The sequence below is a fragment of the Calothrix sp. NIES-2098 genome (assembly GCF_963875125.1).
Lineage (GTDB): Bacteria > Cyanobacteriota > Cyanobacteriia > Cyanobacteriales > Nostocaceae > Aulosira.
On record NZ_CAWNKJ010000001.1, the window covers coordinates 5,911,966 to 5,937,724 of the forward strand.

At 41.6% G+C, this 25,759-nt stretch carries 25 protein-coding genes and 1 tRNA gene; 11 read left to right on the plus strand and 15 right to left on the minus strand.

The genetic code is table 11. The features are described from left to right. Window positions 1-296 precede the first annotated feature (296 nt). Window positions 297-1,604: an aminopeptidase P N-terminal domain-containing protein gene (locus AACU33_RS24835; RefSeq protein WP_096591555.1), complete on the plus strand. Its 1,308-nt coding sequence runs from the start codon at window positions 297-299 to the stop codon at window positions 1,602-1,604. Between the two features lie 88 nt (window positions 1,605-1,692). Here the strand turns inward: AACU33_RS24835 and AACU33_RS24840 are convergent, their stop codons facing one another. Then, window positions 1,693-1,827, minus strand: a complete 135-nt coding sequence (locus AACU33_RS24840) for a hypothetical protein (protein ID WP_339376268.1) — start codon at window positions 1,825-1,827, stop codon at window positions 1,693-1,695. Window positions 1,828-1,997: 170 nt separating this feature from the next. On the opposite strand from AACU33_RS24840, the gene AACU33_RS24845 reads away from it, so the two are divergent. Further along, window positions 1,998-4,637, plus strand: coding sequence for a tetratricopeptide repeat protein (locus tag AACU33_RS24845; RefSeq protein WP_096591559.1), 2,640 nt, complete (start codon window positions 1,998-2,000; stop codon window positions 4,635-4,637). A 32-nt stretch (window positions 4,638-4,669) separates the two neighbouring features. Here the strand turns inward: AACU33_RS24845 and AACU33_RS24850 are convergent, their stop codons facing one another. Continuing rightward, the gene (locus AACU33_RS24850; protein ID WP_339376269.1) at window positions 4,670-4,876 is read right to left on the minus strand and encodes a hypothetical protein; all 207 of its coding nucleotides are present in this window, start codon (window positions 4,874-4,876) and stop codon (window positions 4,670-4,672) included. A 155-nt stretch (window positions 4,877-5,031) separates the two neighbouring features. Between AACU33_RS24850 and AACU33_RS24855 the strand changes: the two genes are divergently transcribed. Together AACU33_RS24855 and AACU33_RS24860 are read left to right on the plus strand one after the other, a co-directional pair. After that, a complete protein-coding gene (locus AACU33_RS24855) occupies window positions 5,032-5,184 on the plus strand; it encodes a hypothetical protein (protein WP_339376270.1) in 153 nt (50 codons plus the stop codon). A gap of 121 nt (window positions 5,185-5,305) precedes the next feature. Further along, complete coding sequence (locus tag AACU33_RS24860) at window positions 5,306-6,160, plus strand: polysaccharide deacetylase family protein (protein ID WP_339376271.1); 855 nt, start codon at window positions 5,306-5,308, stop codon at window positions 6,158-6,160. Window positions 6,161-6,222: 62 nt separating this feature from the next. Here the strand turns inward: AACU33_RS24860 and AACU33_RS24865 are convergent, their stop codons facing one another. The 3 genes from AACU33_RS24865 to AACU33_RS24875 all read right to left on the minus strand — a co-directional run bounded on the left by AACU33_RS24865 (window position 6,223) and on the right by AACU33_RS24875 (window position 7,476). Beyond that, window positions 6,223-6,612, minus strand: a complete 390-nt coding sequence (locus AACU33_RS24865; RefSeq protein ID WP_096591564.1) for an alr0857 family protein — start codon at window positions 6,610-6,612, stop codon at window positions 6,223-6,225. Between the two features lie 16 nt (window positions 6,613-6,628). Then, a complete protein-coding gene (locus tag AACU33_RS24870) occupies window positions 6,629-7,147 on the minus strand; it encodes an HNH endonuclease (RefSeq protein ID WP_096591567.1) in 519 nt (172 codons plus the stop codon). Between the two features lie 80 nt (window positions 7,148-7,227). Continuing rightward, on the minus strand, window positions 7,228-7,476 hold the full coding sequence (locus tag AACU33_RS24875) for a hypothetical protein (RefSeq protein WP_096591569.1): 249 nt from the start codon (window positions 7,474-7,476) through the stop codon (window positions 7,228-7,230). A gap of 71 nt (window positions 7,477-7,547) precedes the next feature. On the opposite strand from AACU33_RS24875, the gene AACU33_RS24880 reads away from it, so the two are divergent. The 3 genes from AACU33_RS24880 to AACU33_RS24890 all read left to right on the plus strand — a co-directional run bounded on the left by AACU33_RS24880 (window position 7,548) and on the right by AACU33_RS24890 (window position 11,285). Continuing rightward, window positions 7,548-7,883, plus strand: a complete 336-nt coding sequence (locus AACU33_RS24880; RefSeq protein WP_096591572.1) for a hypothetical protein — start codon at window positions 7,548-7,550, stop codon at window positions 7,881-7,883. 788 nt (window positions 7,884-8,671) lie between these two features. After that, window positions 8,672-10,705, plus strand: a complete 2,034-nt coding sequence (locus AACU33_RS24885; protein ID WP_096591574.1) for a sensor histidine kinase — start codon at window positions 8,672-8,674, stop codon at window positions 10,703-10,705. After that, a complete protein-coding gene (locus tag AACU33_RS24890) occupies window positions 10,698-11,285 on the plus strand; it encodes an SRPBCC family protein (RefSeq protein ID WP_096591577.1) in 588 nt (195 codons plus the stop codon). Before AACU33_RS24885 ends, AACU33_RS24890 begins: the two co-directional genes overlap by 8 nt. Before the next feature lie 100 nt (window positions 11,286-11,385). Here the strand turns inward: AACU33_RS24890 and AACU33_RS24895 are convergent. Beyond that, window positions 11,386-11,458: transfer RNA gene (locus tag AACU33_RS24895), tRNA-Glu, on the minus strand. 396 nt (window positions 11,459-11,854) lie between these two features. On the opposite strand from AACU33_RS24895, the gene AACU33_RS24900 reads away from it, so the two are divergent. After that, the gene (locus tag AACU33_RS24900) at window positions 11,855-13,774 is read left to right on the plus strand and encodes a cation:proton antiporter (protein ID WP_096591579.1); all 1,920 of its coding nucleotides are present in this window, start codon (window positions 11,855-11,857) and stop codon (window positions 13,772-13,774) included. Here AACU33_RS24900 and AACU33_RS24905 read toward each other — a convergent pair. Both AACU33_RS24905 and AACU33_RS24910 read right to left on the minus strand, forming a co-directional pair. After that, entirely contained in the window at window positions 13,741-14,370 is a 630-nt protein-coding gene (locus tag AACU33_RS24905; protein ID WP_096591582.1) for a cytochrome b N-terminal domain-containing protein, read from the minus strand. The two genes, AACU33_RS24900 and AACU33_RS24905, sit on opposite strands and share 34 nt — an antisense overlap. Window positions 14,371-14,459: 89 nt before the next feature. Continuing rightward, window positions 14,460-15,155 (minus strand): esterase/lipase family protein, encoded by a 696-nt coding sequence (locus AACU33_RS24910; RefSeq protein ID WP_096591584.1) that lies wholly within the window; start codon window positions 15,153-15,155, stop codon window positions 14,460-14,462. 308 nt (window positions 15,156-15,463) lie between these two features. Here AACU33_RS24910 and AACU33_RS24915 point away from each other — a divergent pair, with 308 nt between their 5' ends. Further along, window positions 15,464-17,086, plus strand: a complete 1,623-nt coding sequence (locus AACU33_RS24915) for a hypothetical protein (protein ID WP_096591588.1) — start codon at window positions 15,464-15,466, stop codon at window positions 17,084-17,086. Window positions 17,087-17,371: 285 nt separating this feature from the next. On the opposite strand, the gene petJ is transcribed toward AACU33_RS24915, so the two are convergent. From petJ to AACU33_RS24950, 7 genes are all read right to left on the minus strand, one after another. Further along, the gene (petJ, locus tag AACU33_RS24920; RefSeq protein ID WP_096591591.1) at window positions 17,372-17,716 is read right to left on the minus strand and encodes a cytochrome c6 PetJ; all 345 of its coding nucleotides are present in this window, start codon (window positions 17,714-17,716) and stop codon (window positions 17,372-17,374) included. Between the two features lie 446 nt (window positions 17,717-18,162). Continuing rightward, a complete protein-coding gene (petE, locus tag AACU33_RS24925; protein ID WP_096591593.1) occupies window positions 18,163-18,579 on the minus strand; it encodes a plastocyanin in 417 nt (138 codons plus the stop codon). Window positions 18,580-18,813: 234 nt separating this feature from the next. Next, window positions 18,814-19,311, minus strand: coding sequence for a photosystem II cytochrome PsbV2 (gene psbV2, locus AACU33_RS24930; protein ID WP_096591596.1), 498 nt, complete (start codon window positions 19,309-19,311; stop codon window positions 18,814-18,816). 161 nt (window positions 19,312-19,472) lie between these two features. After that, window positions 19,473-19,964 (minus strand): photosystem II cytochrome c-550, encoded by a 492-nt coding sequence (gene psbV, locus AACU33_RS24935; protein ID WP_096591598.1) that lies wholly within the window; start codon window positions 19,962-19,964, stop codon window positions 19,473-19,475. A gap of 63 nt (window positions 19,965-20,027) precedes the next feature. Next, the gene (locus tag AACU33_RS24940) at window positions 20,028-20,291 is read right to left on the minus strand and encodes a hypothetical protein (protein ID WP_096591601.1); all 264 of its coding nucleotides are present in this window, start codon (window positions 20,289-20,291) and stop codon (window positions 20,028-20,030) included. 168 nt (window positions 20,292-20,459) lie between these two features. Beyond that, window positions 20,460-21,296 (minus strand): carbohydrate ABC transporter permease, encoded by an 837-nt coding sequence (locus tag AACU33_RS24945; protein ID WP_096591604.1) that lies wholly within the window; start codon window positions 21,294-21,296, stop codon window positions 20,460-20,462. Beyond that, window positions 21,293-22,201, minus strand: coding sequence for a carbohydrate ABC transporter permease (locus AACU33_RS24950; protein ID WP_096591606.1), 909 nt, complete (start codon window positions 22,199-22,201; stop codon window positions 21,293-21,295). The genes AACU33_RS24945 and AACU33_RS24950 overlap by 4 nt, the downstream gene beginning before the upstream one ends. 220 nt (window positions 22,202-22,421) lie before the next feature. Between AACU33_RS24950 and AACU33_RS24955 the strand changes: the two genes are divergently transcribed. Then, window positions 22,422-24,866 carry an ATP-binding protein gene (locus AACU33_RS24955; RefSeq protein WP_096591609.1) on the plus strand — a complete coding sequence of 815 codons (2,445 nt, stop codon included), beginning with the start codon at window positions 22,422-22,424 and terminating at the stop codon, window positions 24,864-24,866. Between the two features lie 139 nt (window positions 24,867-25,005). Continuing rightward, the gene (locus AACU33_RS24960; RefSeq protein WP_096591611.1) at window positions 25,006-25,758 is read left to right on the plus strand and encodes a PAP/fibrillin family protein; all 753 of its coding nucleotides are present in this window, start codon (window positions 25,006-25,008) and stop codon (window positions 25,756-25,758) included. Window position 25,759 lies beyond the last annotated feature (1 nt).

Genomic DNA, 25,759 nt, shown 5'->3' on the forward strand with positions numbered 1-25,759 from the left:
GCATAAATTTTCAATACAAGTACATCCAATATGGATTAAATCACGGATAAGATTTGGAATTACAATGTGATATAATTCAGATTTAGAAGAATATTAATAAATGATGACTTTGTATTGTGAAAAAATGATGCCTAAAGTTTGCTATAAGCACTCAAAATAATCGCCAAATGCTAGTAAATTTAAAAAATATTGCTAGATATACTGGAAATTAGTAACTACTTATAATAAGTGTGATATCTGCAATCTGTAGCGTTCAAAGGTTAAGATATCAGCATAATTTGAGATATAAACTAGCTATGCAAGCAGAATATCAGAAGCGTCGTCAGCAATTGATGTCAAAACTTGGTAATGGTACTGCCATTTTTCGCAGTGCGCCAATGGCTGTGATGCACAACGATGTTGAATACACTTATCGCCAAGACAGTGATTTCTTCTATCTGACTGGGTTTAACGAACCGCAAGCGGTAGCTGTGTTAGCACCCAATCACCCAGAACATCAGTTTGTGTTGTTTGTCCAACCCAAGGATCGGGAAAAAGAAGTTTGGACTGGTTATCTCTGTGGAGTCGATGCAGCCAAAGAGTTGTATGGTGCTGATGAAGCTTACCCCATCCACGAACTAGATGAGAAATTACCCCAATATTTAGAAAAAGCCGATCGCATTTACTATCATCTCGGACGCGATCGCACTTTTAACGACACGGTTCTCAAACATTATCAAAGTCTCCTCCGGACTTATCCCAAGCGGGGTACAGGGCCAATTGCGATTGAAGATACAGGCGCAATTCTCAGCAGCATGAGATTGGTAAAAAGTGAAGCTGAGTTGGAATTGATGCGTCAAGCAGCTGCGATCGCTATTGAAGCACATAATCATGCTCTGAAATTTACCGCACCGGGACGTTATGAGTATGAAGTTCAGGCAGAAATAGAACACATTTTCCGGTTGCGGGGTGCAATGGGGCCAGCCTATCCTTCCATTGTCGCTTCGGGTGTGAATGCTTGCGTCTTGCACTATATAGAGAATCAGCGCCAAATGCAGGATGGCGAATTACTGCTGATTGATGCTGGTTGTGCCTATGGCTATTACAACTCCGATATTACCCGGACATTTCCGGTAGGTGGTAAGTTTACACCAGAACAAAAGATATTGTATGAGATTGTTTTAGAAGCTCAGAAAAAAGCGATCGCGCAAGTTCAACCGGGTAATCCCTTCAATTTAGTTCACGATACAGCCGTGCGCGTCCTTACAGAAGGCTTAGTAGAAGTTGGTATCCTCAAGGGCGAAGTTGATAAGTTAATTGAGGAAGAAAAATATAAGCCCTACTATATGCACCGTACAAGTCATTGGCTAGGCTTGGATGTTCATGATGTCGGTGTTTATCAGCATGGTGAAAACCCCCAGATTTTACAACCAGGACAAATACTGACGGTAGAACCTGGATTGTATATTGTGCCAGATACCAAACTTGCAGAAGACCAACCTCAAACCGATCCGCGTTGGGTGGGGATTGGGATTCGCATTGAAGATGATGTGTTAGTAACCAGCACCGGACATGAAGTGTTAACGGCTGGAGTTCCCAAAGAAGTGGATGAAGTTGAAAGATAACTCCCAATTTACAGCAGTTTTCTCATATTTCAACCATATCTATCGTAGGGGCACAGCACTGCTGTGCCCGTAGATCTGTAACGCTTCTTCAGTTTTCCTCCGGTTCCAGCAATTCCCAAATCAGGAAGGCTAACTCGATCGCAACACCTGAACCAGGGACAAATAAATCAGCAATTAAAGGAATCAGAAATAACACAACCGCCATCAGCTTCTTAGCTTTCATTCACTTAACCTCAAACGCTGAAGCAAAGGTAGATTTGGGGTAGTAAATGGAAGCAAAAGCGGGTGTTTTTTGGCTGTAATGCGTGAATCTGCCGAGCCTTGAGTTTGGGGATGCTAGATTAAGTTTGGGGAATCCCGAAACTTTGTCGCAAATTTGGGCAAGAATAACCGATGGCGCGTGTTAGCTATGGTGATTATGTTATAGCGCGGGTAAGGACGCTGTTAGAAAGGTTTTTGGCTTATGTCAATGACGAGTTAGAAGACGGCGAACTTTATAAAATTGCTCTCAACTGGGAAACACCGCAGCAAGTAATAGTCAGAACACAGCTAAGAGTTTTGGCGGAACTTAGCGGTTTGAGCAAAGAACAAGTCCGAGACTCACTAAATGCGCTTAAAGATTTTGTAGAAATTCTCGAAGACTTGCGCGAACACAAGCGAGGTTCAGAGAATTGGCACTTTCGGCTGACGCTTTGGCATGATAAAAGCGACAAACACGGGAATTTACAGAAATTTGATGCTGAATGGCAAAGCCGACGCGAAAAATTACCTGGTGTACAGCGTGCGGAAGGTAGAAAAGCTAAACTTTCGCCTACCCGTTACGAAAATATTCCCTTGAGTGGGGTAGTGGAGTTTGTCGGACGAGAAACGGAATTGCAAAACCTCCATCAACTGTTGCAGTCAAATCAACAGGTAGCCATTGCAGCTATTGCGGGGATGGGTGGAGTCGGGAAAACAGAACTAGCACTGCAATATGCGAATTTGCACCGCGTCACTTATCAAGGCGGAATTTGCTGGTTGTCTGCATTACAGGATGTGGGGGTGCAATTGGTGCAGTTTGCGCGTAATCAGCTGCAATTGAACATCCCAGATGATTTAGATTTAGTTGGGAGAGTCCAATTTTGCCTCACAAAATGGCATGAGGGTGAGGTTTTATTGGTAATTGATAACGTTACTAATTATCGAGAGGAAGTTAGGAGTTATTTAGAGTCTGTTCCTTTCCGGTTTAAGCAGTTAATTACCACGCGGGAAAAATTACAGCCGCAGATAGTGCGATTAGATTTAGATGTGCTGACACCACTAGCGGCAATGCAGTTATTAAAATCTATAGTTGGTAGAGAAAGACTGCGGCGTGAGGCGTTAGTTGCGAGAAAACTTTGTAAATGGCTGGGATATTTGCCCTTGGGTTTGGAATTAGTCGGGCGTTATTTGTTAGTTGATGAGGAATTAACCCTAGCAGAAATGCTGCAAGACTTGGAAAATGAGCGTTTAAAGCATGAGGCTTTAGAACAAGTTCCCCAAGAAATGGCTGTTAAGTTGGGTGTTGCTGCTGCTTTTGAATTGAGTTGGCGACGGTTGCGAGAAAATGCTCAACGCTTAGGTTGTCTTCTGAGTTTATTTGCCCTAGCTCCGATTCCTTGGGAGTTGGTAGAGGGTATAACAATAAATAATGCGGCTCAAGATTGGAAAAAAGCTAGACGAGATTTGTTACAGTTACATCTACTCCAGCCCAAAGGTGAGGGAATCTATCAACTACATCCCCTACTGCGGGAGTTTTTCCAAGATAAGCTTACAGGTTTAGAACAAGCAGAGGATTTTAAGCGTTCTGTTTGCGGAGTGATGGTAGCAGTTGCTAAAAATATTCCTGACACTCCCACACTTCAGCAAATTAAAACTTTTTCCCCTGCCATACCTCATTTAGCTGAAGTAGCTAGTAATTTGATTCAATACATCAATGATGAGGATTTAATTTGGCCACTCATCGCTAACGCTCGATTCTACAATGGTCGGGGGTTGTATGTTCAGGCTGAACCTTGGTATAAGAAGTGTCTAGAAATTACCAAAAAGCGCTTTGGTCAAGAACATCCTAATGTTGCATCTAGCCTCAATAGCTTGGCGTTACTCTACCATTCACAAGGCAGATACAGTGAAGCTGAACCTCTGTATCTGCAAGCTTTGGAACTAGCACAAAACCTGCTGGGTAAGAACCATTCAGATGTTGCATCTAGCCTTCACAACTTGGCAGCACTCTACCATTCACAAAGCAGATACAGCGAAGCCGAACCTTTGTATCTGAAAGCTTTAGCACTTAAGCGACATCTGCTAGGTGAAGAACATCTAGATGTTGCATCTAGCCTCAACAGCTTGGCGGAATTTTACCGTTCCCAAGGCAGATACAGCGATGCTGAACCCTTGTACATCCAAACTTTGGTACTCAGGCGCAAACTGCTGAAGGAAGAACATCCAGATATTGCACTTAGCCTCAACAACTTGGCATTACTCTACTACTCCCAAAAAAAATACAGTGAAGCCGAACCCCTTTACCTGCACGCTTTAAAAATATGGCGACACCTGTTAGGTAAAGAACATCCCAATGTTGCATCTAGCCTCAACAACTTGGCGACACTTTACTATTCCCAAGGTAGATATATCGAAGCTGAACCTCTTTACCTGCAAGCTTTAGCACTTAGGCAACACCTGCTAGGAGAGAAACATCCTGATGTTGCACTTAGCCTCAACAACTTAGCGGGACTCTACCGTTCCCAAGGTAGATACATAGAAGCTGAACCTCTTTACTTGCACGCTTTAGCACTTAGGCAACACCTGCTAGGAGAGAAACATCCTGATGTTGCACTTAGCCTTAACAACCTAGCAGAACTCTACCGTTCCCAAGGTAGATACAGCGAGGCTGAACCTCTTTACTTGCACGCTTTAGATATTTTTGAGCAACGCTTAGGAATGAATCATCCTTATACTGTGACTGTGCGTAAAAATTTAGCATATTTACGCGATCGCCTCAACTCACAACAGTAAAATTTAAGTTCTGAACCTCATCAGTCAAGCTTTTATCTCCAAGTTCCGAGTTCCGAACTCGAAGTTTCATGCTCTGAACTCAAAGTTTCGAGTTCCAAACACGAATGTTCAGGTTCCAAACGAGAACGTTCCTGTTCTGAGGTGGAATGATGGTGTTCCGAAGGCGATCGCTCGACCTTTTTACTCGAAGTTTCCTGTTCTAAAGTGGAACGATCGTGTTCTGAAGGCGATCGCTTCACCTTTTTACTCGAAGTTTCCTGTTCTGAGGTGGAATGGTGGCGTTCCGAAGGCGATCTCTCGACTTAAATTGTAGAATGATGAGCGATCGCTAGTGAAGGTTGTGAGATGAGTGTGAGAGCGATCGCTAGTTTTTCAAGAAACAAATACTTTGGAAATGTTGGGTTTTGTTCCTCAACCCAAGCTACATAGTTTGAAAGCGATCGCTTTTGTTCAAAGTGTCAAATTAGGTGCAAGCGATCGCAGTTATTTGCAACCTAGTAAAAGTTCTTATGCTAATTATCTTATCAGTATTCTAAGAAGCAGCTAAATTCATCCTCAAATCTGCTCGCCTGGTTTTCAATGAGATTCTCCACACACTATTAACTCATCAACTTCATTACAAATTAAAACTTGCCGCTTATGATGGTGTGAGTTTTTGGCACCCTGATGTGACACACAATCAATACCAGCGACAAAAGATAATTAGTGGAGTAGCGATCGCTTTTTCAGTAACAGCTTGTAGTATTAATCCCATAGGTATTAACTCACCATTAAAAACTCAACAGATAAGTAGTAAACTTCACGCTGTAGCAGTACCGCAACCAAAGATTATCAGCCAAGATAATCCCCAATCGCAGCCATCAACTAAAGTAGAAAACCTCTCTTTTCGCCTCCCAGAGAAGTTTCAGGGACAAACTGTGTATCATGTTCAACCTAATAATAACGAGAAAGTTATCGCCCTGAGCATTGATGATGGCCCCTGGCCCAAAACTACCTTACAAATGCTGGATATTCTCAAGCAAAATGATGTGAAAGCAACATTTTTTTGGGTAGGTCAAGCTTTACAAGCTAATCCCGAAATTGCCAAGCAAGTAGTAGCCGAAGGGCACGCGATCGGTAATCATACTTGGCATCATTGGTATCGACGCATGGATGAAGCCACAGCCAAAAATGAAATTGAGCGCACAAACGAACTTATTTACAAAACTACGGGAGTTAAAACTACTTTGTTTCGCCCTCCCGGAGGAGTATTAAATAACGGATTGGCTGCTTACGCTAAAAGCCAAAAAGATGCTGTAATCATGTGGTCGCAAACTTCCGCCGATACCGATCCTCATGCTAAGTATCAAGTATTTATCAAGAACGTCTTAAGAGATGCCAAACCAGGATCTATTGTATTAATGCATGACGGCGGAGGCGATCGCCAAAGAACTGTCCAAGCCTTGCCAGAAATTATTAGCAGACTCAAACAACAAGGCTATCGATTTGTCACAGTCCCCGAATTACTAGAAATGCAAAAATAAATTATTGGGCATGGGGCATAAGGGATAGGGCATTGGTTATTTACCCTTCCCTTATGCCCCAATTACTCACTCATCGCCCTAGCGCAGGCTTGGGCTTCCTGCCAAATTTTATGCAAGAAGAACTCAGTGCGATCGCTCATTTTCGTAACGAACACGCCTACAGCTTCCTCTGAACCATTAGACAGCCAAGAACCCCGGAGGGTGACTTCCAGATATTCAGTATCACAGGTAGACAGTGCCATGATTTCACTGTCATTGCGTATTACCTCAGCCTTGAGCTTTTCTACTCCTGGTAAATCAACAGGAAGCAAAAAGGAAGCCGTGCTGGGTTCAACACAAATAGATTGACCGACTCGCAGTGCCAAAATTACGCGCTGTGATACCCATTCCTCCAGCGAGAGATTCAAGCACTCTAAGTAAAAGCTCCTTTCGGTGTAAGTTAATTTCAGCATTCCTTCTGCTCTCCTGTTATTCCAGGTTTGCTTGCACATTGTTCCAGAACTGCTCGGCAAAAGAAATCGCCGGATGCACTGGTGCTTTGGGTTTGGTACGCAGTTGCATACCCGCCTCAGATGGGGTGCGATTCCCTTTATAGGAGTTACATCTTTCACAAGCTATGACTACGTTATTCCATGTGTGCGGGCCGCCTTGCGATCGCGGAATTACATGATCTAGCGTTAGAGATTTTTTACTACCGCAATATTGGCAACTGTGATGGTCTCGTCGCAATACTTCTCGCCGATTCACTGGCGGAACTTTCCACGTCCGTTCGCCAGAAGCAATTTTCAGACGAATGTGTTTTGGCACATCAAGTATCAAGCTGGGGGAATGGATTTTCCATCCGGCGTCTGTAGACAAACTTAATGGTTCAGCTTTGTTTGTCACTAACAGTACAATAGCTCGCTTGATATTGACCCGACACAGTGGCAAGTAATTTTGAGAAAATACCACTACGGATTGCTCTAACACTTGCATCGCGATCGTCACAGCTTGACTCCTTATTAAAAAACCCCCGCTTCTTTTTTAACTGAAGCGGGGGTGGGAAATTGACCTCAAAGTTTTCTGGTCTATGTTGGTACAGTATGGCTCCGCCTGTACCTCCCGCTTCTTGCGTCTAGTTGTGGTTTTGCATTCAGCCCATCAATGCTGAGATATCTAAAATCATAATTACCCTCTGTGATTTGCCCATGCTTTTGGCCACCATTACCCATAAAAAAATACTCCACTCCCAAAGATGCTAATTCCCGACTGGCTCGGCAGTTGGTAGCACCCAATGAAGTAGAGATGGAGTAAATGGATTTCACAGAAAATTTCACCTATTGAACATTCCTTTAAACATACTACACTTGTATTACTATCCTGTCTATACCTTAAAGGAGAAAAAGTCATGCATACAATCGCTCGCACCTCAACCACCGACATGGAAGTTACCAGCATCCGTCTAGAGAGAGAACTTAAAGAGAAACTCAAAGATATAGCTGGCAATCAAGGATATCAAGCCTTAATTCGAGATATCCTCTGGAATTATGTGCAGCAAAAATCAGGTGAGTGGAAACCTCGATTTTCGCGAACTGATATTCGAGCGAGCATAGCAGCCACCGCTCAACAAGAAGAACGTTGTGTACTTACAGGTCAAGTAATTCAACCACAACAACCGATGCTCTTAGGGCTAACGAGAAATGGCGATATGGTTCCTCTGAGCGTCGAGAGTTTGGCTGGATAAATTTATCTTCACCTGAATGCAGCCCAGTTTTGCTAAGTGCTAATTGGGCTGCATTTATTATTGAATGCTATCCAACATATAAATAAATATTATATATATAAAGTAATTAGGCTTATACCTGTTAATTTTCATCGCGAACAGCCGCGACAGGCAGATCCTCTCAAAAAGATCGCAATTTCCGGCACAGGGGGTTTGACATCACTTGACAGATTCTAACCATCGGCATATTAAGTAAATGATTATCGACCATAGGAGTTAAGCAACAATACCCATATATACTTGGCTGCTACTATCAAGCAGCTATATACATTGTTCCTGAAGCTCTGCCTAAATCGAATTTTACTTTGAGCAAGGCTAAAAAAAAGCTAGTTCACTGAGTAATGGAATTGTGAAAAAAATATGCATTTTTTTTGTATAACTCTGCGTGTTAACACGGAGAGTTATAGCGGAGTTTTTGCCTCAATTCCAGAGAAATTACGGTTTATGTATAGTTACGGACAGGATATTCTAAGTCAAAGTTAGTAAATTAACCGAACCCGATCGAGTTAGAAATTATCTAGCAAAAGCGTTTTAGTATATCCTAGGTATCTTATTACCGGTGTAAAAAATCGTTTAATATACCAAAAACTTAGTCATCTGAAATAGAAAGGGGCTATAACAGGTGAGAGAAAGTCTTCATCAAAGATTTGCAATTCATCAGGGTGCACCAATCATAGGAAGGGTGAACAACTAAGCCAAGAGGTTGGGTGCAAAACAAAATGGGGTCGTTATCCAAGAGCGTGCCAGGAATGAAAAAGCGTTTATCATCGCCGCCACAGTGCCCAGATGACGTAGATCGACTACAATCATACCCAGTCAAGCTGATGCAGCATCCGGAAGAACCAGCCCACAAGTTGTTACAACAGATTAATCAGATCGTTGCTAATAGACAAGCGACAGTATTGATGCTGCAAGATCTGGCTAAATTGCTGGGAGAAACTTTTGGGGTGGATTGCTGCTTAGTTACAGTGATGAGCGAGCCATCTACTGAAGCGACTACTGCTAGTTGGTGTACAGAACAATATCTAGGGTTACCGCAGTCAGACGAAATCTTCTCAATGGAACAGTTGCTCATGGAACTGCATGTAGTTCCATGTGCTGCTGAACCATTAAATATTGAAGACATTTCCACTATTCAAAAAAGTCTGGAAATTGGTTGTCAATCTTTGCCATTACCAATTAAGGCTGTTTTGGCGATTCCTACCCGTTTTCGGGGTAAAAATAACGGGGTCATTAGTCTAATTAAATTTCAACCCCATAATTGGACTCAGTCAGAACAACAACTTTTGAAAAGTGTAGAGTCGTCTTGCGCGATCGCTGTGGCTCAAGTAGCACAATCACAATTGATTGTGCTGCAACAGCAGCATTTGCAAAAGAGCGATCAATATCAAAGCTTGATCAGGCAATTAACTATATTAAGTCGGAGCAACTTGGAGTTAAAACAAATGCTCCAGTTAGCGATCTCCTCGACTGCGGAATCGTTACAAGCAGATCGGGGTCTGTTCATCATGGTGAAATATACAGATCCCTTATTTCGGACTCGCTCTAAAAAACAAATTCCTAATGCGAAAGCCACAGTCATTGGACAATGGACTAGGGATGCCCAAAGTTATCCTTCTAGTACATCAGACATCTTAAAAGACCAGTCCTTTGTGGTTTCGGAGTGTGGTTTATGCCAGCGCATATTCACAGAATCAGGAAAACCAGTAGTCATTAATGACTATACAGAACAAAAAGATATTGTCACAGCAGCTCCACTATTTGCAGTCGATCAGTTCCGGGCTGTGCTATTGATGCCCTTGGAAAGTCAAGGTAAAGTATTAGGATTTTTAGTTCTACAGCAAGCATCTGCTCGAAGTTGGCAAGCAGCAGAATTAAATCTTGTGGAAATGGTCTGTGCGCAAGTAAGTAATTCAATTATTCAGTCACAGACATTACGACAAGTGCAAAATTTAGTCGATGAACGGACAGCAAAACTCCAAAGCAGTCTGGAATTGCAAGCTAAATTACACGAAAGAACAAGGCAATATGTTGAGCAATTGCGAGAACTCAACGAACTCAAAGATGAATTTTTGAGCAATATGAGCGATCGCTTACGCTACCCGCTAACCAATATGCTCATGTCAATTCGTAATTTACGCCTGCCAGGAATCACACCAGAGCGCCAGAACCGATATTTCGATATTTTAGAGCAGGAATGTACCAAAGAAATAAATTTGATTAATGACTTGCTGACACTCCAGAAACTAGAGTCTCAACAAGCAACACCACAATTTGAAACTATAGATTTAAATACAAGAATTCAGGATTTAGCTGCTTCTTTCGATCGCAAACTGGCTGAGAAAGGATTAAGCATTACTCTTGATTTACCAGAGGAGTCGTTAAAACTACAAACAGAAGTTGAAAGTTTTGACCGCATCCTGCAAGAGTTACTCACTAATGCCTGTAAATACTCAGAGCATGAAACCATTGTTGATTTGCACGCTACTCACCAAGTCAACCAACTGGTCGATCAAGTTATTATTAAGGTGACTAATATAGGACGCGGCATCTCTTCCGAAGAAGCGACTTACATCTTTGACAAGTTCCGTCGCGGTAAAGGACGCTGGACTCCTGGGACTGGTTTAGGTTTGGCTCTAGCCAAGTCCCTTGTACAGCATTTAAATGGGACAATTGCCGTCGAGAGTATGCAAATTTCAGATTCCGATCTGAGCAAAATTTGTTTTACCCTGACGCTACCCCAGTTTTCTGACGAAAGCAAACTCTATTCTGACAGTGACTGAACAACCTAACACTTCAGCGGATATCGATTTCAACGCCGCTAGTGACAAAACCAACCCCGAACTAAATTTGGCTGTTGATACAGATAGCTCACCATCTGTGGAAATCCAAATTGAGAAAATAGCAGAGCGACAACGACAAATCACCGCTAAAATCCAGATACCTCACCCAGTAGAACAAATCTGGAAAGTACTGACAGATTATGAAGGCTTAGTTGACTTCATTCCTAACTTGGCTAAAAGTCGGCTTTTAGACCATCCTAATGGTGGTATTCGCCTAGAGCAAGTAGGTTCTCAACGCCTGCTCAACTTTAATTTTTGTGCCCGTGTAGTACTCGATCTACAAGAATATTTCCCTAAGGAAATCAAATTCTGCATGGTAGAAGGAGATTTCAAAGGCTTTTCTGGTAGCTGGTGTTTAGAGCCTTATTATTTTGGTGAGATTATCGGCACAAATCTTTGCTATACAATCCAAGTTTGGCCTAAACTCACTATGCCAGTAGGAATTATTGAAAATCGCCTCAGTAAGGATCTGCGGTTAAATCTGTTAGCTGTATACCAACGTGTAACCCAGCTAGTTTAAATTATAAACAACCTATCCTGGAGTCACATCAAAACTCAGGGTAGGCTGCTCATTTTGGTTTCTGATACTTTAATTTCAACTTTAGTTGAATTTTTTTTAATACCCCCAGGGGAATTCGAATCCCCGTTACCTCCGTGAAAGGGAGGTGTCCTAGGCCTCTAGACGATGGGGGCGTTTGGACTCAGACCTTTTATAAATTAACGAATTTTCTAATAGATGTCAACAGTCTCTGCAAAATTTTTTTAGCTGAATAGTCAAGCATCAATAATCCAAAGTCAATAGTTATTTCTTTCCCCCATGACTCCCTACTTTTTCCTTACCATGTTCAATGTCCGATGCCCAATGACGCCAGTTGCTACAACGCTGGGAACCCGCGCAACGCACTGGCTCCCCAATGTCCAAACCTACTGCTTTTTGCCAATCAGAGGGAAATACAGTATTATAAGAAACTAAGTATGAAAAAAAGTTTGAATTTAACAAGCGTCAAGGGTGTGATGTTGTACCCTTTAGAGGTAATATTTACTCTTCTTTACAAAAGATTTTGATATTTATCGCTCAAAATCTACAACATGGAAGCATCTTTTGAAATCACCTTACAGATGGTGGCTGCTGTCGTTGCAGGTATTAGCGCCCAAGTGCTAGCTGCCTATCTCCGCGTACCTAGCATTGTTTTGTTGCTGCTTTTGGGCATCTTGCTGGGGTCTGATGGTATTGGTTTATTGCATCCCCATTTGCTAGGCACGGGTTTGGAAGTTATTGTCGCTCTAGCAACGGCAATAATTTTGTTTGAAGGTGGACTCAACCTGGATGTGCGAGAGTTGGGTAGAGTTTCAGTTAGCCTTCAATTGCTCGTCACTTTGGGAACGCTAATTACACTGCTGGGTGGGAGTATGGCGGCGCACTGGTTGGGTGAATTTCCCTGGAATATCGCCTTTCTCTACGCTTCTATCATCGTGGTGACAGGCCCAACCGTGATCAATCCACTATTGAAGCAAATTAATGTCGATCGCCAAGTAGCCACGCTGTTAGAAGGAGAAGGGGTTTTAATCGATCCAGTTGGCGCTATTTTGGCTTTCGTTGTTCTCGATACGATTTTAAATGGCGATGCCGACCCACTAAATGCCATCATCGGGTTACTTATGCGTCTTGGTATTGGCGGGGCAATTGGCGCTGCTGGCGGTTACTTGATGAGCTTGATTTTTAAACGCGCTACTTTCTTGTCTTTTGAACTGAAAAACTTGGTGGTACTGGCAATACTTTGGGGTTTGTTTACCTTAGCGCAAACTATCCGTAGTGAATCGGGAGTGATGACTACGGTGATTGCAGGTGCAGTTTTTGCCAACTCATCAGTACCAGAAGAACGACTTTTGCGTCATTTCAAAGGTCAACTAACCATTCTCAGCGTTTCTGTGCTGTTTATTTTGCTAGCAGCCGACTTATCTATCGCCAGCGTATTTGCCTTGGGTTGGGGCAGTTTATTCACGGTTTTGGTACTGATGTTTGTTATCAGACCAATTAACATCTTGTTGTGTACCTGGAATAGTGACCTCAATTGGCGGCAAAAATTGTTTTTAAGCTGGGTTGCACCAAGGGGAATTGTGGCGGCTTCTGTTGCGTCTTTATTTGCCATTTCCTTGACCCAACGCGGGATCAACGGGGGTGATGCTATTAAAGCCTTGGTTTTCTTGACAATTATCATGACAGTTGTCTGCCAAGGACTAACAGCCGGACAGATTGCAAAATGGTTGCAAATCACCTCGAAAGAGGCAACAGGGGCAGTGATTGTAGGTTGCAATCCTTTGAGTCTGTTGATTGCCCGATTCTTTCAAGAACGGGGTGAAAATGTAGTAATAATTGATACAGATCCAGATTGCTTTGCCCAAGCTGAAGCCCAAAATCTGCGAGTGATTGCTAGCAGCGCCTTGGATACTGCTGTTTTAGAAGAAGCAGGGTTGGCTTCTATAGGCACTTTTTTGGCGATGACTAGTAATGGTGAAGTAAACTTTGTCTTGGCACAACGGGCGGCTGAGGAATTTAATCCGCCGCGTGTGTTAGCCGTGTTTCCTCGCGATCCGCAAGCTAATAGTTCTGCTACTAGTAAGGTTAATCAAGCTTTTGTTTCTGACTTGGCAATTAAAACTTGGAATGAATATTTGAATGATGGGCGAGTGAAGTTAGGAACAACGACACTGAATGAGTTGGAATTTGCTAGTCAGCAGGATCGCATCCAAGAAAAGATTCGGACTGGAGTGTTGATACCGTTGTTGCTAGAACGAGAACAACGCTTACAGGTAATGCCAGTTAATCAAGAATGGGAAGTTGGCGATCGCATTATCTACCTTTTACACGACCCCAGACCAAATCTTTTAAAACGTTTATCGGGTGCAAATCAGTCTACTCGTCTATCACTAGAAAAGTTACCTGAAGTGGAAGAAGTTCCTCTGGCAAAACTAGGTCAACTTTCCACTAGTGAAGCTTCTGGTAGTTGAGTAAAGTTGCTATACATTTCTCTTTCTTGCCACAACAAAGCTGATAAATGCACTACAGCCAGCAGTAGTGCAACAGGCGAAATAATATAACTGTTTAAGGCGTAAAGGTGTTGAACAGTTATGGTATTGATTGCGCCTCCGCCAATTAGGATGTCTCGTAATTGTCCGCCGATTAAAGGAATGGCTTCAATTGTTCCTAGCTCAATACTAAAACGCCAGTATCCTTCTTGAGTCCAGTCTAAAAGCATTGCTGTCCAATCTAGAGCGATCGCACTCAGGGTAAATAAAATTCCACTAATCCACGCTGTTAGCCAACTCTTGCGAAATTGCCGACCTAAAAACATCACCACAATTTGAATCAAAGCGATCGCAATTACGGCATTACCAGAAAAATCATGGGCTTTATGAAATAACCAACCGTATGGTACTGCGGTATTAATCATTTTCAGCGAGCGATAAGCCCCGCCTGCTGTTGGTTCGTAATAAAAAGACAGTAGAACTCCAGTTGTGAGGTCAATCAGGCACAAGGTCAGAATCACGACTGATAATATTGTCGCTAGTCGCCGCAAAATCCTATCGAACTGGGTACTTTGCATGGCTGACACCTCTTTAAAATTATGTAAATGTGTATTATTATTACGATTTTAACTAAGAAATATTAATTTACCTTAATTTTTTGCTTGATTTAAGCCAAGTATTTTATCCAAGTTTGGAGTGTTTGTGGTGAGCCGTACCAAATACCAGGGCTTCTCGGAGAATGTCTGACACCTTCAATGACAATATTTTCTGCACCATCGAGATGAGCAGCTACAATGGGCGTGATGCCATCTCCCCAAGTGTTGCCTTGACCACAAGTTAATTGGTAGCTACTGTAAGCTAACCATCTACCAGGTCGCCTTTCGCCAAAAATAGTTTTGCCAGCTACACAAACGTAACGAACATTTTTGTAAAAAGCTCCAGGGTAATTATTGCTAACAAAATCTAAATTCCAACGAGTCCAGCGTTCTTGGCTAACATGGGGTGTACCCAAGGTAATCAAAGTTGCCACACAAGGGTGAGCTTGCCACAGGGAAGATATTACTTGGCCACGTCCAGAATAAGGCCGATCTCCTAAATAAATTCGAGATATCCAACCACCTGCTGAATGACCGATCAAGTTAATTTGAGAACTGTTGTATTGCTGCAATATCTGTTTGACTGTGCGATCGAGTTGCCACAAAATTGGTGTGACAGGCCTACCACCAAGTAAAGCTATCCAGTCTCGGCGGCGCAGGGGAACTGTAACTGTGGGAAAACCCAACTGTTGTAGAGATTTTTCTAGTTGGCGGTAAGCGCTCGCGCTTTCTAAATAGCCAGGTAAAATAACTGTTGGTAAAGACATTAGAAATTATCAAAGCAGGTATCAACGCTCAATAGAAGTTTCAGTTGGAACTGTGCAAGTCATCAAAACCAGACACGATAATTTATCACTTGCTAAGTCGGCAAATGCCACGTTGAAGTACAATATCAATTTATTACAAAAATTAAACTGAAAAAAATGGCAAACTGGCCGTTTTGTGTCCAGTATAGGAAGCTATTATTTTTAGAGGGACGCATCTAGATTGCGATAGAGCCGGAAAAATAATTTAGAGCTTGAAAAATAATTTATTGATAGTCAACTGCAACCGAGCCGAGTGAACGATAACAGCTATGTCTTACGTCTCCCTGCTAAAAAATCTACCAGAAATCATCACCCAGCCAACTGGGATAGCAGCTATAGCCTCTCTTGGCATCCACGGTGCTATTGCGTTGATTGTGCCATTAGTACCTGTAGACTCCAATAAACCCAAAGAATCAGCATCATCAAAAACAGTTGGAGTTATGGAATTAAGCCAAGCTGACCAAAATCGGCTGCCACAAATTCCAGGCTCATCTGCACCGATTAATCCACAATCCTCAGTTCTGCTACAGCAATCCCAATTGCCACAAGTGGATATGGGTGCGCAATCAAGTTTACCGCCGTTACCACCACCACCAGATCCTAATTCTAGTCAGCTGGTATTGCCACCTATCCCATCATCACCAAGCAATTACCGCATTGCTGCCCTGCCTAAACAACAGCCTTTAGGGAAATACTCTCAAGGAGATTTCCGATTTGATACCTCTGGTTTCAACTCTAATAGCAAATTCACGACGCCACCAGCACCGCGTTTTAATAATAGAGAAATAGCATTGGGTGATGCCAAGCCTCTACCTATTAGCAAATTGCCAGTATTGCCTGAGGCCAAACTACCAGATGGCTTGCCAACCTCTCCAGCGCCTCTTCCAGTTGACGCTACTCCTGTAACACCAAGCAGTGTAAATACCACAGCACAAACTACTCAGCCCGGAGATAATGCCTCTGGAGTTGCACAAAACGATCAGCTAATAGCTCGGATTGGAAATACTCCGCAAGCTGGCGATAATTTAACCCTAGCTACAGAAGGGCTACAACCAGGAAAACTGGGGAATACGCCGAGTTTATCTAATGATGCGCCTGCACTGGGAACAGAAAAAGCGATCGCTCAGATTAATGCTTACGAAGAACTGAGAAAAACTGTTCAGCAAGAGTACCCAAATGCTGTAGAAAAAAGTGTGATCCGTGACACCGTTACTACAGATAAATCAGATTTGCAAGGTTTAGTATTGGGTCGATTAGTAGTAGACCCTGATGGCAAAGTCCTAGATATCAAGTTTGAAGGACAATCAGTATCGCCTGCTTTGCAAGTAAAAGCTAGAGAGTATTTTAGTGCAAATCCTCCCAAGGGAGATAAGCAGATTGCTCATCATCCATTTAGCTTAGAGTTCAAAAATAACAGCAATAACGCTGCTGGAGATACTCAAAAGCCTGCACCTGCATCAGCAACTACTCTCAAACCATTATTAAATCCAACAGTTAATAGCAATCAACCTGAACCCGCATCAGCGACAACTGTCAAACCATCATCCAATTTATTAATCAATAAACTTCAGTCTGTACCTGCACCAGCGCCAACTGCTAAACCAGCATCCAATTTATTAATCAATAAACTTCAGCCTGTACCTGCGCCAGCGCCAACTGCTAAACCAATATCCAATTCGTTAATCAATAAACTCCAGTCTGTACCTACGCCAGCAACTAGTGTTAAACCATTAGCTGCACCACTATCTACACCAGCAACTACTCTCAAACCATTAGCTGCGCCGGATAGCAACACCAGCCAGCCAACCGCCACTGTGGAATCTGGTAAAAAACTAATACAGCAGTTGCGTGAACTAAAACAAGAAAGGCAAACTCCTGAGCCTGGCAAATAAGCTTTATCTTGTCAGGGGAGTCAAAAGTCAAGAGTCAAGAGTCAAGATTAATATGGACTCTTGACTTTTGAACGCCTGTGTTCTGCGAGAAGCTGCCCTCCAGGCGTCTACACTCAACGGTAGAAACGCTTACCATAGCCAACCTTCGGTAACACGGCCGACTCTTCTTCATAACTACCGCCAGTAACCTGTGGAGGCGCAACTGCGTTAAGCGGCTTTTCGCAGGTAGCAACTGGCGTTGAAATCCTCCCGTATACTCAGCGCGTGTGACTGGCTCCTCTTGGGCTACCAGCCTGTTTCCGCTTTCTGGAAAACGTAAGCTGCTACCTCCAATATTTCCTCGCTGCTTAACTTGTTTTTGAAAGAGGGCATAGCATTTTTTCCATTCTGTACCTGGTGGATAATGGCTTGAATAGCGTCTTGGTTATAATTTTCCAGGTAATTTGACAATGCCTCTTTTGCGAGAGTTTTATGGCTAATTAGGATGTTACCGCCACCTATATGGCAAGAAGAACAATTAGCATCGAAGATTTTACTTCCATTGGATGTTTCGGCAGCTAGTGCTGGTAGAGTGAATGTGAATTTAAATAGAGCGATCGCCAACAATAGTATAAATAAAAGTCTTCTCAAGAGATTCTCCTCGCAACAACCATTCGGCAACTGCAAAACCTTCGCCAGTAAGTTTTCTACGGTTACTAGAAGCCAGAGAGATTACCAAATGCTATGTGTACTCTATCCTAAGAAGCGATAATTTCTGTAGCGCATAAACTCTATTAAGCACAGAAGCATTGAAGTTATATTTTGTTTAGCTTCGCAAGGTTTCAAGCTATCTAGCTTGGGAGTTGCAGAATCCGAAGAGGAGCAATATCAAATAGTTAAATATTTTCAGTCAATTTTATTAAAATTAGCGGTGACAAGTTTACCCCTTCCATGACTAGGCTTGAGCCATAGTTAGTATTTTAGGCAGGGATAGGACTCGACACCGCTGATTATCCATAGTGTATGTCACTTTAGGATTACGGTAGGTTGCTCTGTGCTAATTTTGCTCAGAAGCAAGGAAAATCATCAAGTATCAACTATTCGACAACCACTTTGCCAACCATACCAGCACCACGGTGGGGTTCGCAGTAGAAGGTGTATTCACCAGCAGGCGCATCTGCGGGGATGGTGGTTGTCTCTTTTTGACCTGGACTCATCAACAAGTTTTTGTGAGACAAAGATTTGGCTAAATCACCGCTTTTTGCGGGGTTGAGAGCAGCATCAAACACCACATTATGGGGAGGAACTTTGTTGTTCACCCACTCAATTGTATCGCCTGGTTTAACGGTGATCTTTTTAGGTTCAAATGCTAATTGTCCTTTATCAGTACCTAGTTTCACCTGATAAGTTTCAGCAGATGCGCTGGGAGTAAAAATAGCGAAGCTGCTAACAACTAAAAGAATTGTCAAGACAGCTAGGCCAAAGCGCCGCAAGCTTGCCGCAATTAATTTCATGGCGTTCTCCTAACCTATGTTTTTAATTTCCCTTTCTTATTTTAAATAAAATCAACGCCAAATATGACAAACTGTCGTAGATGAATTTTTTTTTAATTAATGGGCAAGATTCAAAAGTAAAAATCTGTGCGATCGGCAAGATATGTGTACAAGCAAGACGATGAAGACAAATATTCTATTTTAGAAACTAAAAGCAAAAATTTTATTTTTTCTTTAGAAAAGCTCCCTAGCTGCTCAAAAATTTTCCGTACCCCAACCAGGAGCCTTTTGTGCTGCTGTGAGAATGAAAGCTGCTAAACTCTCTACTTGCGTTTGCGAGAGAAAACTAGGAGTCAGCTGGCGACACCAATAAGTTTCTTGACTGCCATCATAAGTCATAGGCTGACGCATAAAGCTAACAAGAGCGTTAATACGATCGCGCGGTGGATTAGCACTCTTGAGTGTTGTCAGAGACAGAGATACTTGGGGGTCGGGCAAAGTTACTCCACCGACGTGACAATTAATACAGTTTGTTTCAAAAAGTTGTTTACCAGCAGACAACTCTAATGGTGAAAACAGACGAGTATTGCCTTGTTCATCTACATTTAGGGCTATTGACTCAGTGATATGTAAATAACGCCCTATATAAGGATCGATATTGGCAGCTTGGGCGGGTAAGGTACTGCTGTGATACACCATTAAGACAATCAGTAAAATTGGGAACAAATAGCGAGTTAAGAATTGATACAGCATCCGCAGCCAATGGAAGTATTGTAAGTGCGTTGAAAGTTACTGAGATCCGAGTTCTGAGCCCTGAATTTTTGGGCAGTAGAGATTCAAAAAGTAAGTATTTCAAAATCTCCAGCCTTTTTTTTCAGAACTCAGCACCCAGACCACAGTACTAATAACTAGCTTTAGTAATAAATTTTACCACCTCCCCACTTGTCACCAACAACTTTAGGTTGTAGAAGAATATGACCAGCGATCGCTTTCAAATCATCGTCAGTCAGATTTCTCATTTCAGTGAAAATATCTGCACTCTTGGTGCTGGGGTGTAATTCCGAAATCTCCTCTTCACCGTCATAAGTAGTGGGATTTTTCATATAATCCACCAAGCCTTCAATATTGTTGCGGTTTGGTGTTGCGAGGGCTAGTGCTTCTGGCTCAAGTCCCACGTTTTGGTTAGTCTTGGTAACGCCCCCTACATGGCATTGAGCGCAAGCGTATTGAAATAAACGTTTACCTTCTTTGACTTGTTTCAAGCTGAGTACAACGGTATCACCCTTTTCATTTAACGGTACTGTTCGGGTGGCTGCATCCAGTTCTACGGCTGTCGCGCTACCGACAATAAACTGAAACGTTAGCAAAACAGTAGCTACAACAACGCCAATTAATCTTCTAAACATTGTTTCCCCTTAAAGATTTTGACACTCAACACAGCTAGTTAGCGTTACTCAATCTCTATGTTGCTAATTGTTTTTTGTCATGAGCCACGAACCAAACCCCCAGATAGCCCTTCTGGTGGCTTCGGTATCACCCACCAAGTCCCTAGTACCTTTTGGGTGTTTCTCAGACAATAATTGCGAAATAATTGCCTTTGCAGCCTCCAAAGCCAAACGAGTCTTTTGGTGTTTATCGGCAATTAAGAGTTGCTCGAACAGAGAAAACCCTTTGGCCACAGGAATACTGTAGTCTGCTGCTATCTCTGCGATCGATAGGTCTGCAAAACCCATAATGTTTTGTTAACTGATATATAGAGATTAAGTCGCTGTAATACCAATATCACGTTAAGAGTGCAATTTGTCGCCCAAAATACGGTTCTAGTTCCAGTGGGATTGTGGATGATGGCGGTAAGGAAGTAGAGAAAGCAGGGGACAAGGAAGACAAATGACTAATGACAATTAACCTTTACCACCAGTAAATGTGACACTTTGAATAAAATAGCGGTTGAAAAAAGCGTAGATTGCTAAAGCTGGTAGGGTGAATACCATAGAAGCTGCCATGATGTAGTTCCAATAGCTGATGTATTGGCCTTTGAAAGTGTTGAGTCCCAAGGGGAGGGTAAACATTTCTGGGTCAAACAGAATGACTACAGGTAGCAAAAAATTATTCCAACTACCCATGAAGACAAAAACTGCTTGTGCTGCTAGGGCTGGTTTGGCTAACGGTAAGACAATATGCCGAAAAATCCCCAAGGTATTTAAACCATCAAGTTGTGCGGCTTCTTCTAGTTCCCTAGGAAAATTGATGAAAAACTGCCGCATCATGAAAATAAAGGTGGCATTGACCATACTAGGAACTATCATGCCTTGGTAAGAATTTAGCCAGCCGATCGCTTTTAAAATCAAAAAGGTAGGAATGAGGGTAATCTGGGCGGGAACGGCTAAGACTGCCAAAATCAGCAAGAACCAGAAGCGTTTCCCGGCAAAGTGGAGTCTCGCTAAGGCGTAACCTGCCATTGAGTTAAGTAGCAAGTTTAAAATTGTCACGCTGACAGCAATTAGCACGCTGTTAAATAACCAGCGCCAAAACAGAGGTTCTTGTAAGAATATTTGCTTGTAGTTGTCAAGAGTGAAATTCTTTGGTATTAAGCTCTGTCCACCACCGACAATTTCTGATAAGGGCTTAAATGATGATGAAAGTGCCCACAAAAAAGGAATCAGAGTAATAACAGCATAAAGCGTGAGTATGACATATAGCAGTACTCTGAGCCAGGAAAAGCGAGAGATGTTAGTCACAGTCTTTCACCTCCAAAGAGTCGCCGCTGAATTAAAGTAATCGTAATAATTATTGCTGCTAATAAAAAAGCGATCGCAGCTGCATAACCCATCTGTAAATTCCGAAATACAGCTTGGTAAATTAGTAGTACCACAGTTAAGGTGGCATTGTTTGGGCCGCCAGTACCGCCAGAAAAAATATAAGACTGGTCAAATAATTGAAAAGTCCCAATCACCCCCATCGCGACGACAAAGAAAGTGACAGGCTGGAGTATGGGGATAGTAACATGGAGAAACGTTTGCCACCCATTCGCCCCATCGAGTTCGGCGGCTTCATAAAGCGATTGGGGGATATCCTGCAACGCTGCTAGGTAAATTACCATGTAAAACGGCGCTGTTGACCAAATATTCATAATCATGATGCCTTTGAGGGCAACCGCTGGATCTCCTAACCAGTTATATGTAGGTAGCCCCACAGAAGCTAGAAAATTATTCAGTAGCCCATCGGTGTTATAAATCCACATGAAAATCAGCGTTAGAACGGCTGAAGAGGTGACTGTTGGTAAAAAATAAAGGATGCGCCACCAGTTTTTTCCCCGAATCCCAGAATTTAGAGTGACTGCGAGAACTAGGGCGAGAATAGTTTGAGTTGGGACGACAATGGCAACATATTCTGCTGTATTTCTCAAAGCAATCCAAACTCGCTCATCCTCAACCAAGCGCGTGAAATTGCGAAAGCCGATGAACTGGTATTCAATACCGCCGAGAAGTTGGACTTTGTGCAGGGAAAGGAAGACCGCATAGAGAATGGGCAATACCACAAAAATGCCCAAAACGAGAATAGCGGGCATCATAAACAGATATCCAGCTAGGTTTTCTGTGATATTCAACCTGGGTTTTCTGTTCTGCCTACTAATTTCAAACACAACTAAACCTCCGCTTAATCGCGCATCAACCCGGCTGTGGCGAAGGGTTGTGCATGATTATTTATCGTACTCCTACCGGGAAAGCTTTGTTCGGAAATAGTAAAGTGCTACCAGATGTACCCAAAAAAGCGTCACCTGTGTAAGTTAACTACATATACAACTTAGGGAAATATATATTTGCTCCCCTGGGGAATACTCACTTAGCTAATAAAGTTACAAAATGTCATATACAGCCTACTTACGCTCAATCAAAAATGAACTTGAACGCACTGGTAGAACGAAAAAAAGCCTGAGAGTCAAAACAATTCTGGAGCAGTTTAGCTATCAGCGCCGCAGTCAAGCTTTTGTAGATAATTTTAATACTGCTCTTGATGAAGTGGGACTTTGTACAGAGCCAATACTTGATTTGTACATTCCCTTAGATACCAAACTAGCTATTTCTATTAAAGGTGTAAATTCAGAGAAGCAAGCTGCTGATTTGGAACCAGTTTTAGCCAAATTAAGTGCAGCACTTCCTGTCAAGCATGATTTTTTCTATTATTTATTTGATTTTGGTTCAAATGAAGAATATGAACGATTTCAGGCCTGTTTAGACTCGAATCAACCTGTGGGAATTTTTCTAATACCACAAGTAGAAGATTTCTTTTCTGATATCGTTATTAAAATTTTGAATTATGAATTAATTAGAAAATATCAATATAGAGGTAGTAATAGTATCCCTAAATCTTCTAATCAAAAATTTACCACAAATATAGTAGAGGATGACGATGATGATGAAGAATATTCGCTTGCTGATGCGAATATTTATCACTTTTATCTTTCAACAATGACTAGTGTCATCCTGGGTACTACTGGGTTGGATTTACTAGATTGTGAAAAATTTGATGAGCAATTTGAACAGATATCTCTCTACGCAAATAAGTATAATTCCGAACAATTATTTATTCTATTTCATTGTCCATCAGCATCAGATATTCAAGCACAGCAACAAGAAGATTCTTTAGGATACTTAGTAGACAGAGTAGCTAGTAAAATTCCTTTCACATTTACTCTGAGATGTAAATACCCAAATGAAGCATCTATTCAGCATAAAGAGGAAATTTATGCTCATTTCCGTCTATTGCTGGAACTGCCGTATTATGACATAGAGGAAGATGAAGCATCTTTATTGAATTACTTCTTAGAACTCCAAAAAGCCCAAATTCTCGCTGAATCACAGTTATTGCTGAGAATGAAAGCCGAACATTTTTACACTTTGAAGTGGCAGCAAGAAAGTACAGAGTATATCTACCTTAAATATTTCGCAATTAAAACTCTAGAAAGTTTAGGTTATGAATTGTCTAATATTCGCTGTGAAGTTGAATTGACTTCTAGAGATCGGGAAACAACCGATGATGATACATCTGATTATGAAGAAGAATATCAAAGTGAAACCATAGAAGTCTATGTAGAAAATAAGGTAATTGTTGAGATAGAAACTCTGAAATATCAAGAATATCAAGATGATAATCTGTTTCTAGATTCAATTAAGAGGATTTTGAGGAAGTCAAAAGTATGGCCGAATAAATTAGAAGCTGTTTGGTTAGTCGTTCCTGGTTTTGAGATTGCTCGTAACTATTACCAAATCAAAAAGGCTAAAGAAATCTTAGAATATAAACTTACTGGCTATTATGGTGAGACTTTTCAAATTATAGTCATGGCTCCAGATTATGAAAATCATCAATTAGTTCCAGTAATATTCGACTCTATTGAATATCCATCTTTTGAGTATGGAGTTAAGAAACAAAGTTTAGTACAAACATATTCTTTACTCAACCTTAGCAAAGAAATCAAGCTGGATTTTAGCCAAGTTAAAGGCTTGAATGAAGAGAAAGAAAAATTAAGTAAACTCCTCAAGCTACAATCTAAAGGCTATAAAGATTTAATTAGTGGTATTCTCTTCTATGGATTACCTGGATGTGGTAAAACTCTGTTAGCCAATGCATTTGCTAACGAATCGGGAAGATATTTCTTTAAATTCTCTCCTGCTGATATTGTGAGTGTATGGATAGGTCAGAGTCAGAAAAATATTCGAGATATCTTTGCTCAAGCCAAAAAGAAATCTCCTTCAGTCTTGTTTATAGATGAGTTAGATAGTATTGGCTTTAACCGTAATGAAGATAATGCTCACACAGACCAAAAAGCAACTATTAACCAACTGCTGATTGAGCTTAACAATCTCAGAAATAGTGATGTAATTGTGATTGCAGCTACTAATTATTTAAGTGGAATTGATAGTGCTTTGAAGCGTTCTGGTAGATTGGATTGGAAAATTCCTATCTTTCCCCCAGATGAATCAGAGAGAAGAGATTTATTTAAACACTATCTAGCAAAAATTGATTTTGACCAGATAATTAATTTTGAGATTTTAGCTGAGAAAAGTGCAAGATTTACATCATCTGATGTTGAATTAGTATGCAGAGAAGTCAGAAATGCCATTTTACTCGAAGAAATAAGTTCTTCTCTGACAACTTCCGATATCATCACTTACATTCATAACCTTCAAGATGGTGGCTTGACACTCAACGAAGAACAGGTAAAAGAATTTTTGGAAGAATGTAAAAGATTAAGTGTCAAAAATCCCAAGCTGGAAACTCTCAAATTTGAATGGGGAATTGTTGAGTAATACAAATTTGCGAGTAAGGGTTTAGCAGTGCTAAACCCCTATGAAAAATCTAGATGGATTGGGATTTTTGCCAATTTGTATGAACCTTAAGCCAACGATAGTCTAAAGTAAAAGTAGGGGAACTCAACCATTTCAATCTATGATAGTAGATACGAGAAAACGTGAAGTTGCGAAGCAAGATTTACGTCAGGCGCTGGCTGCTTGTGGTGGAAATACTAAAGACAAACACGTAATTGGTGCTATTGAGAATTTGCAAGTTCTCAACCCGACATTCGCACCCACCCACAGCGGTACTCTACTAGATAGTAATTGGTTATTGATTAGTGCGCCAAATTTCCCAGGAGGCGAACAACTTCCAGATGGTAGTTTTGTTTACACTCTTGGTCGCGTGGCCTTTGATATGTTTCAACCCACAGGATTAAAAATAAGCATTCAGCGTGTGCTACAGCCTGTATTTTTGTTGGGAAATGGGGAACAACGCAGCCACGATATTATCGTGGAATTTACAACAATCGATCGATCGCTACCCAAGTTAGAAGGTACGATTCGCAACTTAGGAGTCTGTTCGCCGTTGAATGATACTGTGCTACAAGTACAATTTACGGGAGGTACTTTAGCACCCCAAGAATCAACAAACATAGCAGATTGGGAAGCAGTTTTTGGCAATCAACAACCATCTTCAAGGAGAAGTTGGGAAGAAAAATTGAAGTCGGCTTTCTTAAAGCTGATGTTTGGTTTAGTTCCCCCACAAATAATGAATTTAGAAACTGGAGAAGTTTCTTTTACAATGAAGCGATCGCCTAAAGGTCGTTTAGCAATTATCTATCTTGATGAGGAACTGAGGATTACTCGTGCGGAACGAGGGACAGTTTTAGTCTGCGAACGTCAGTAAA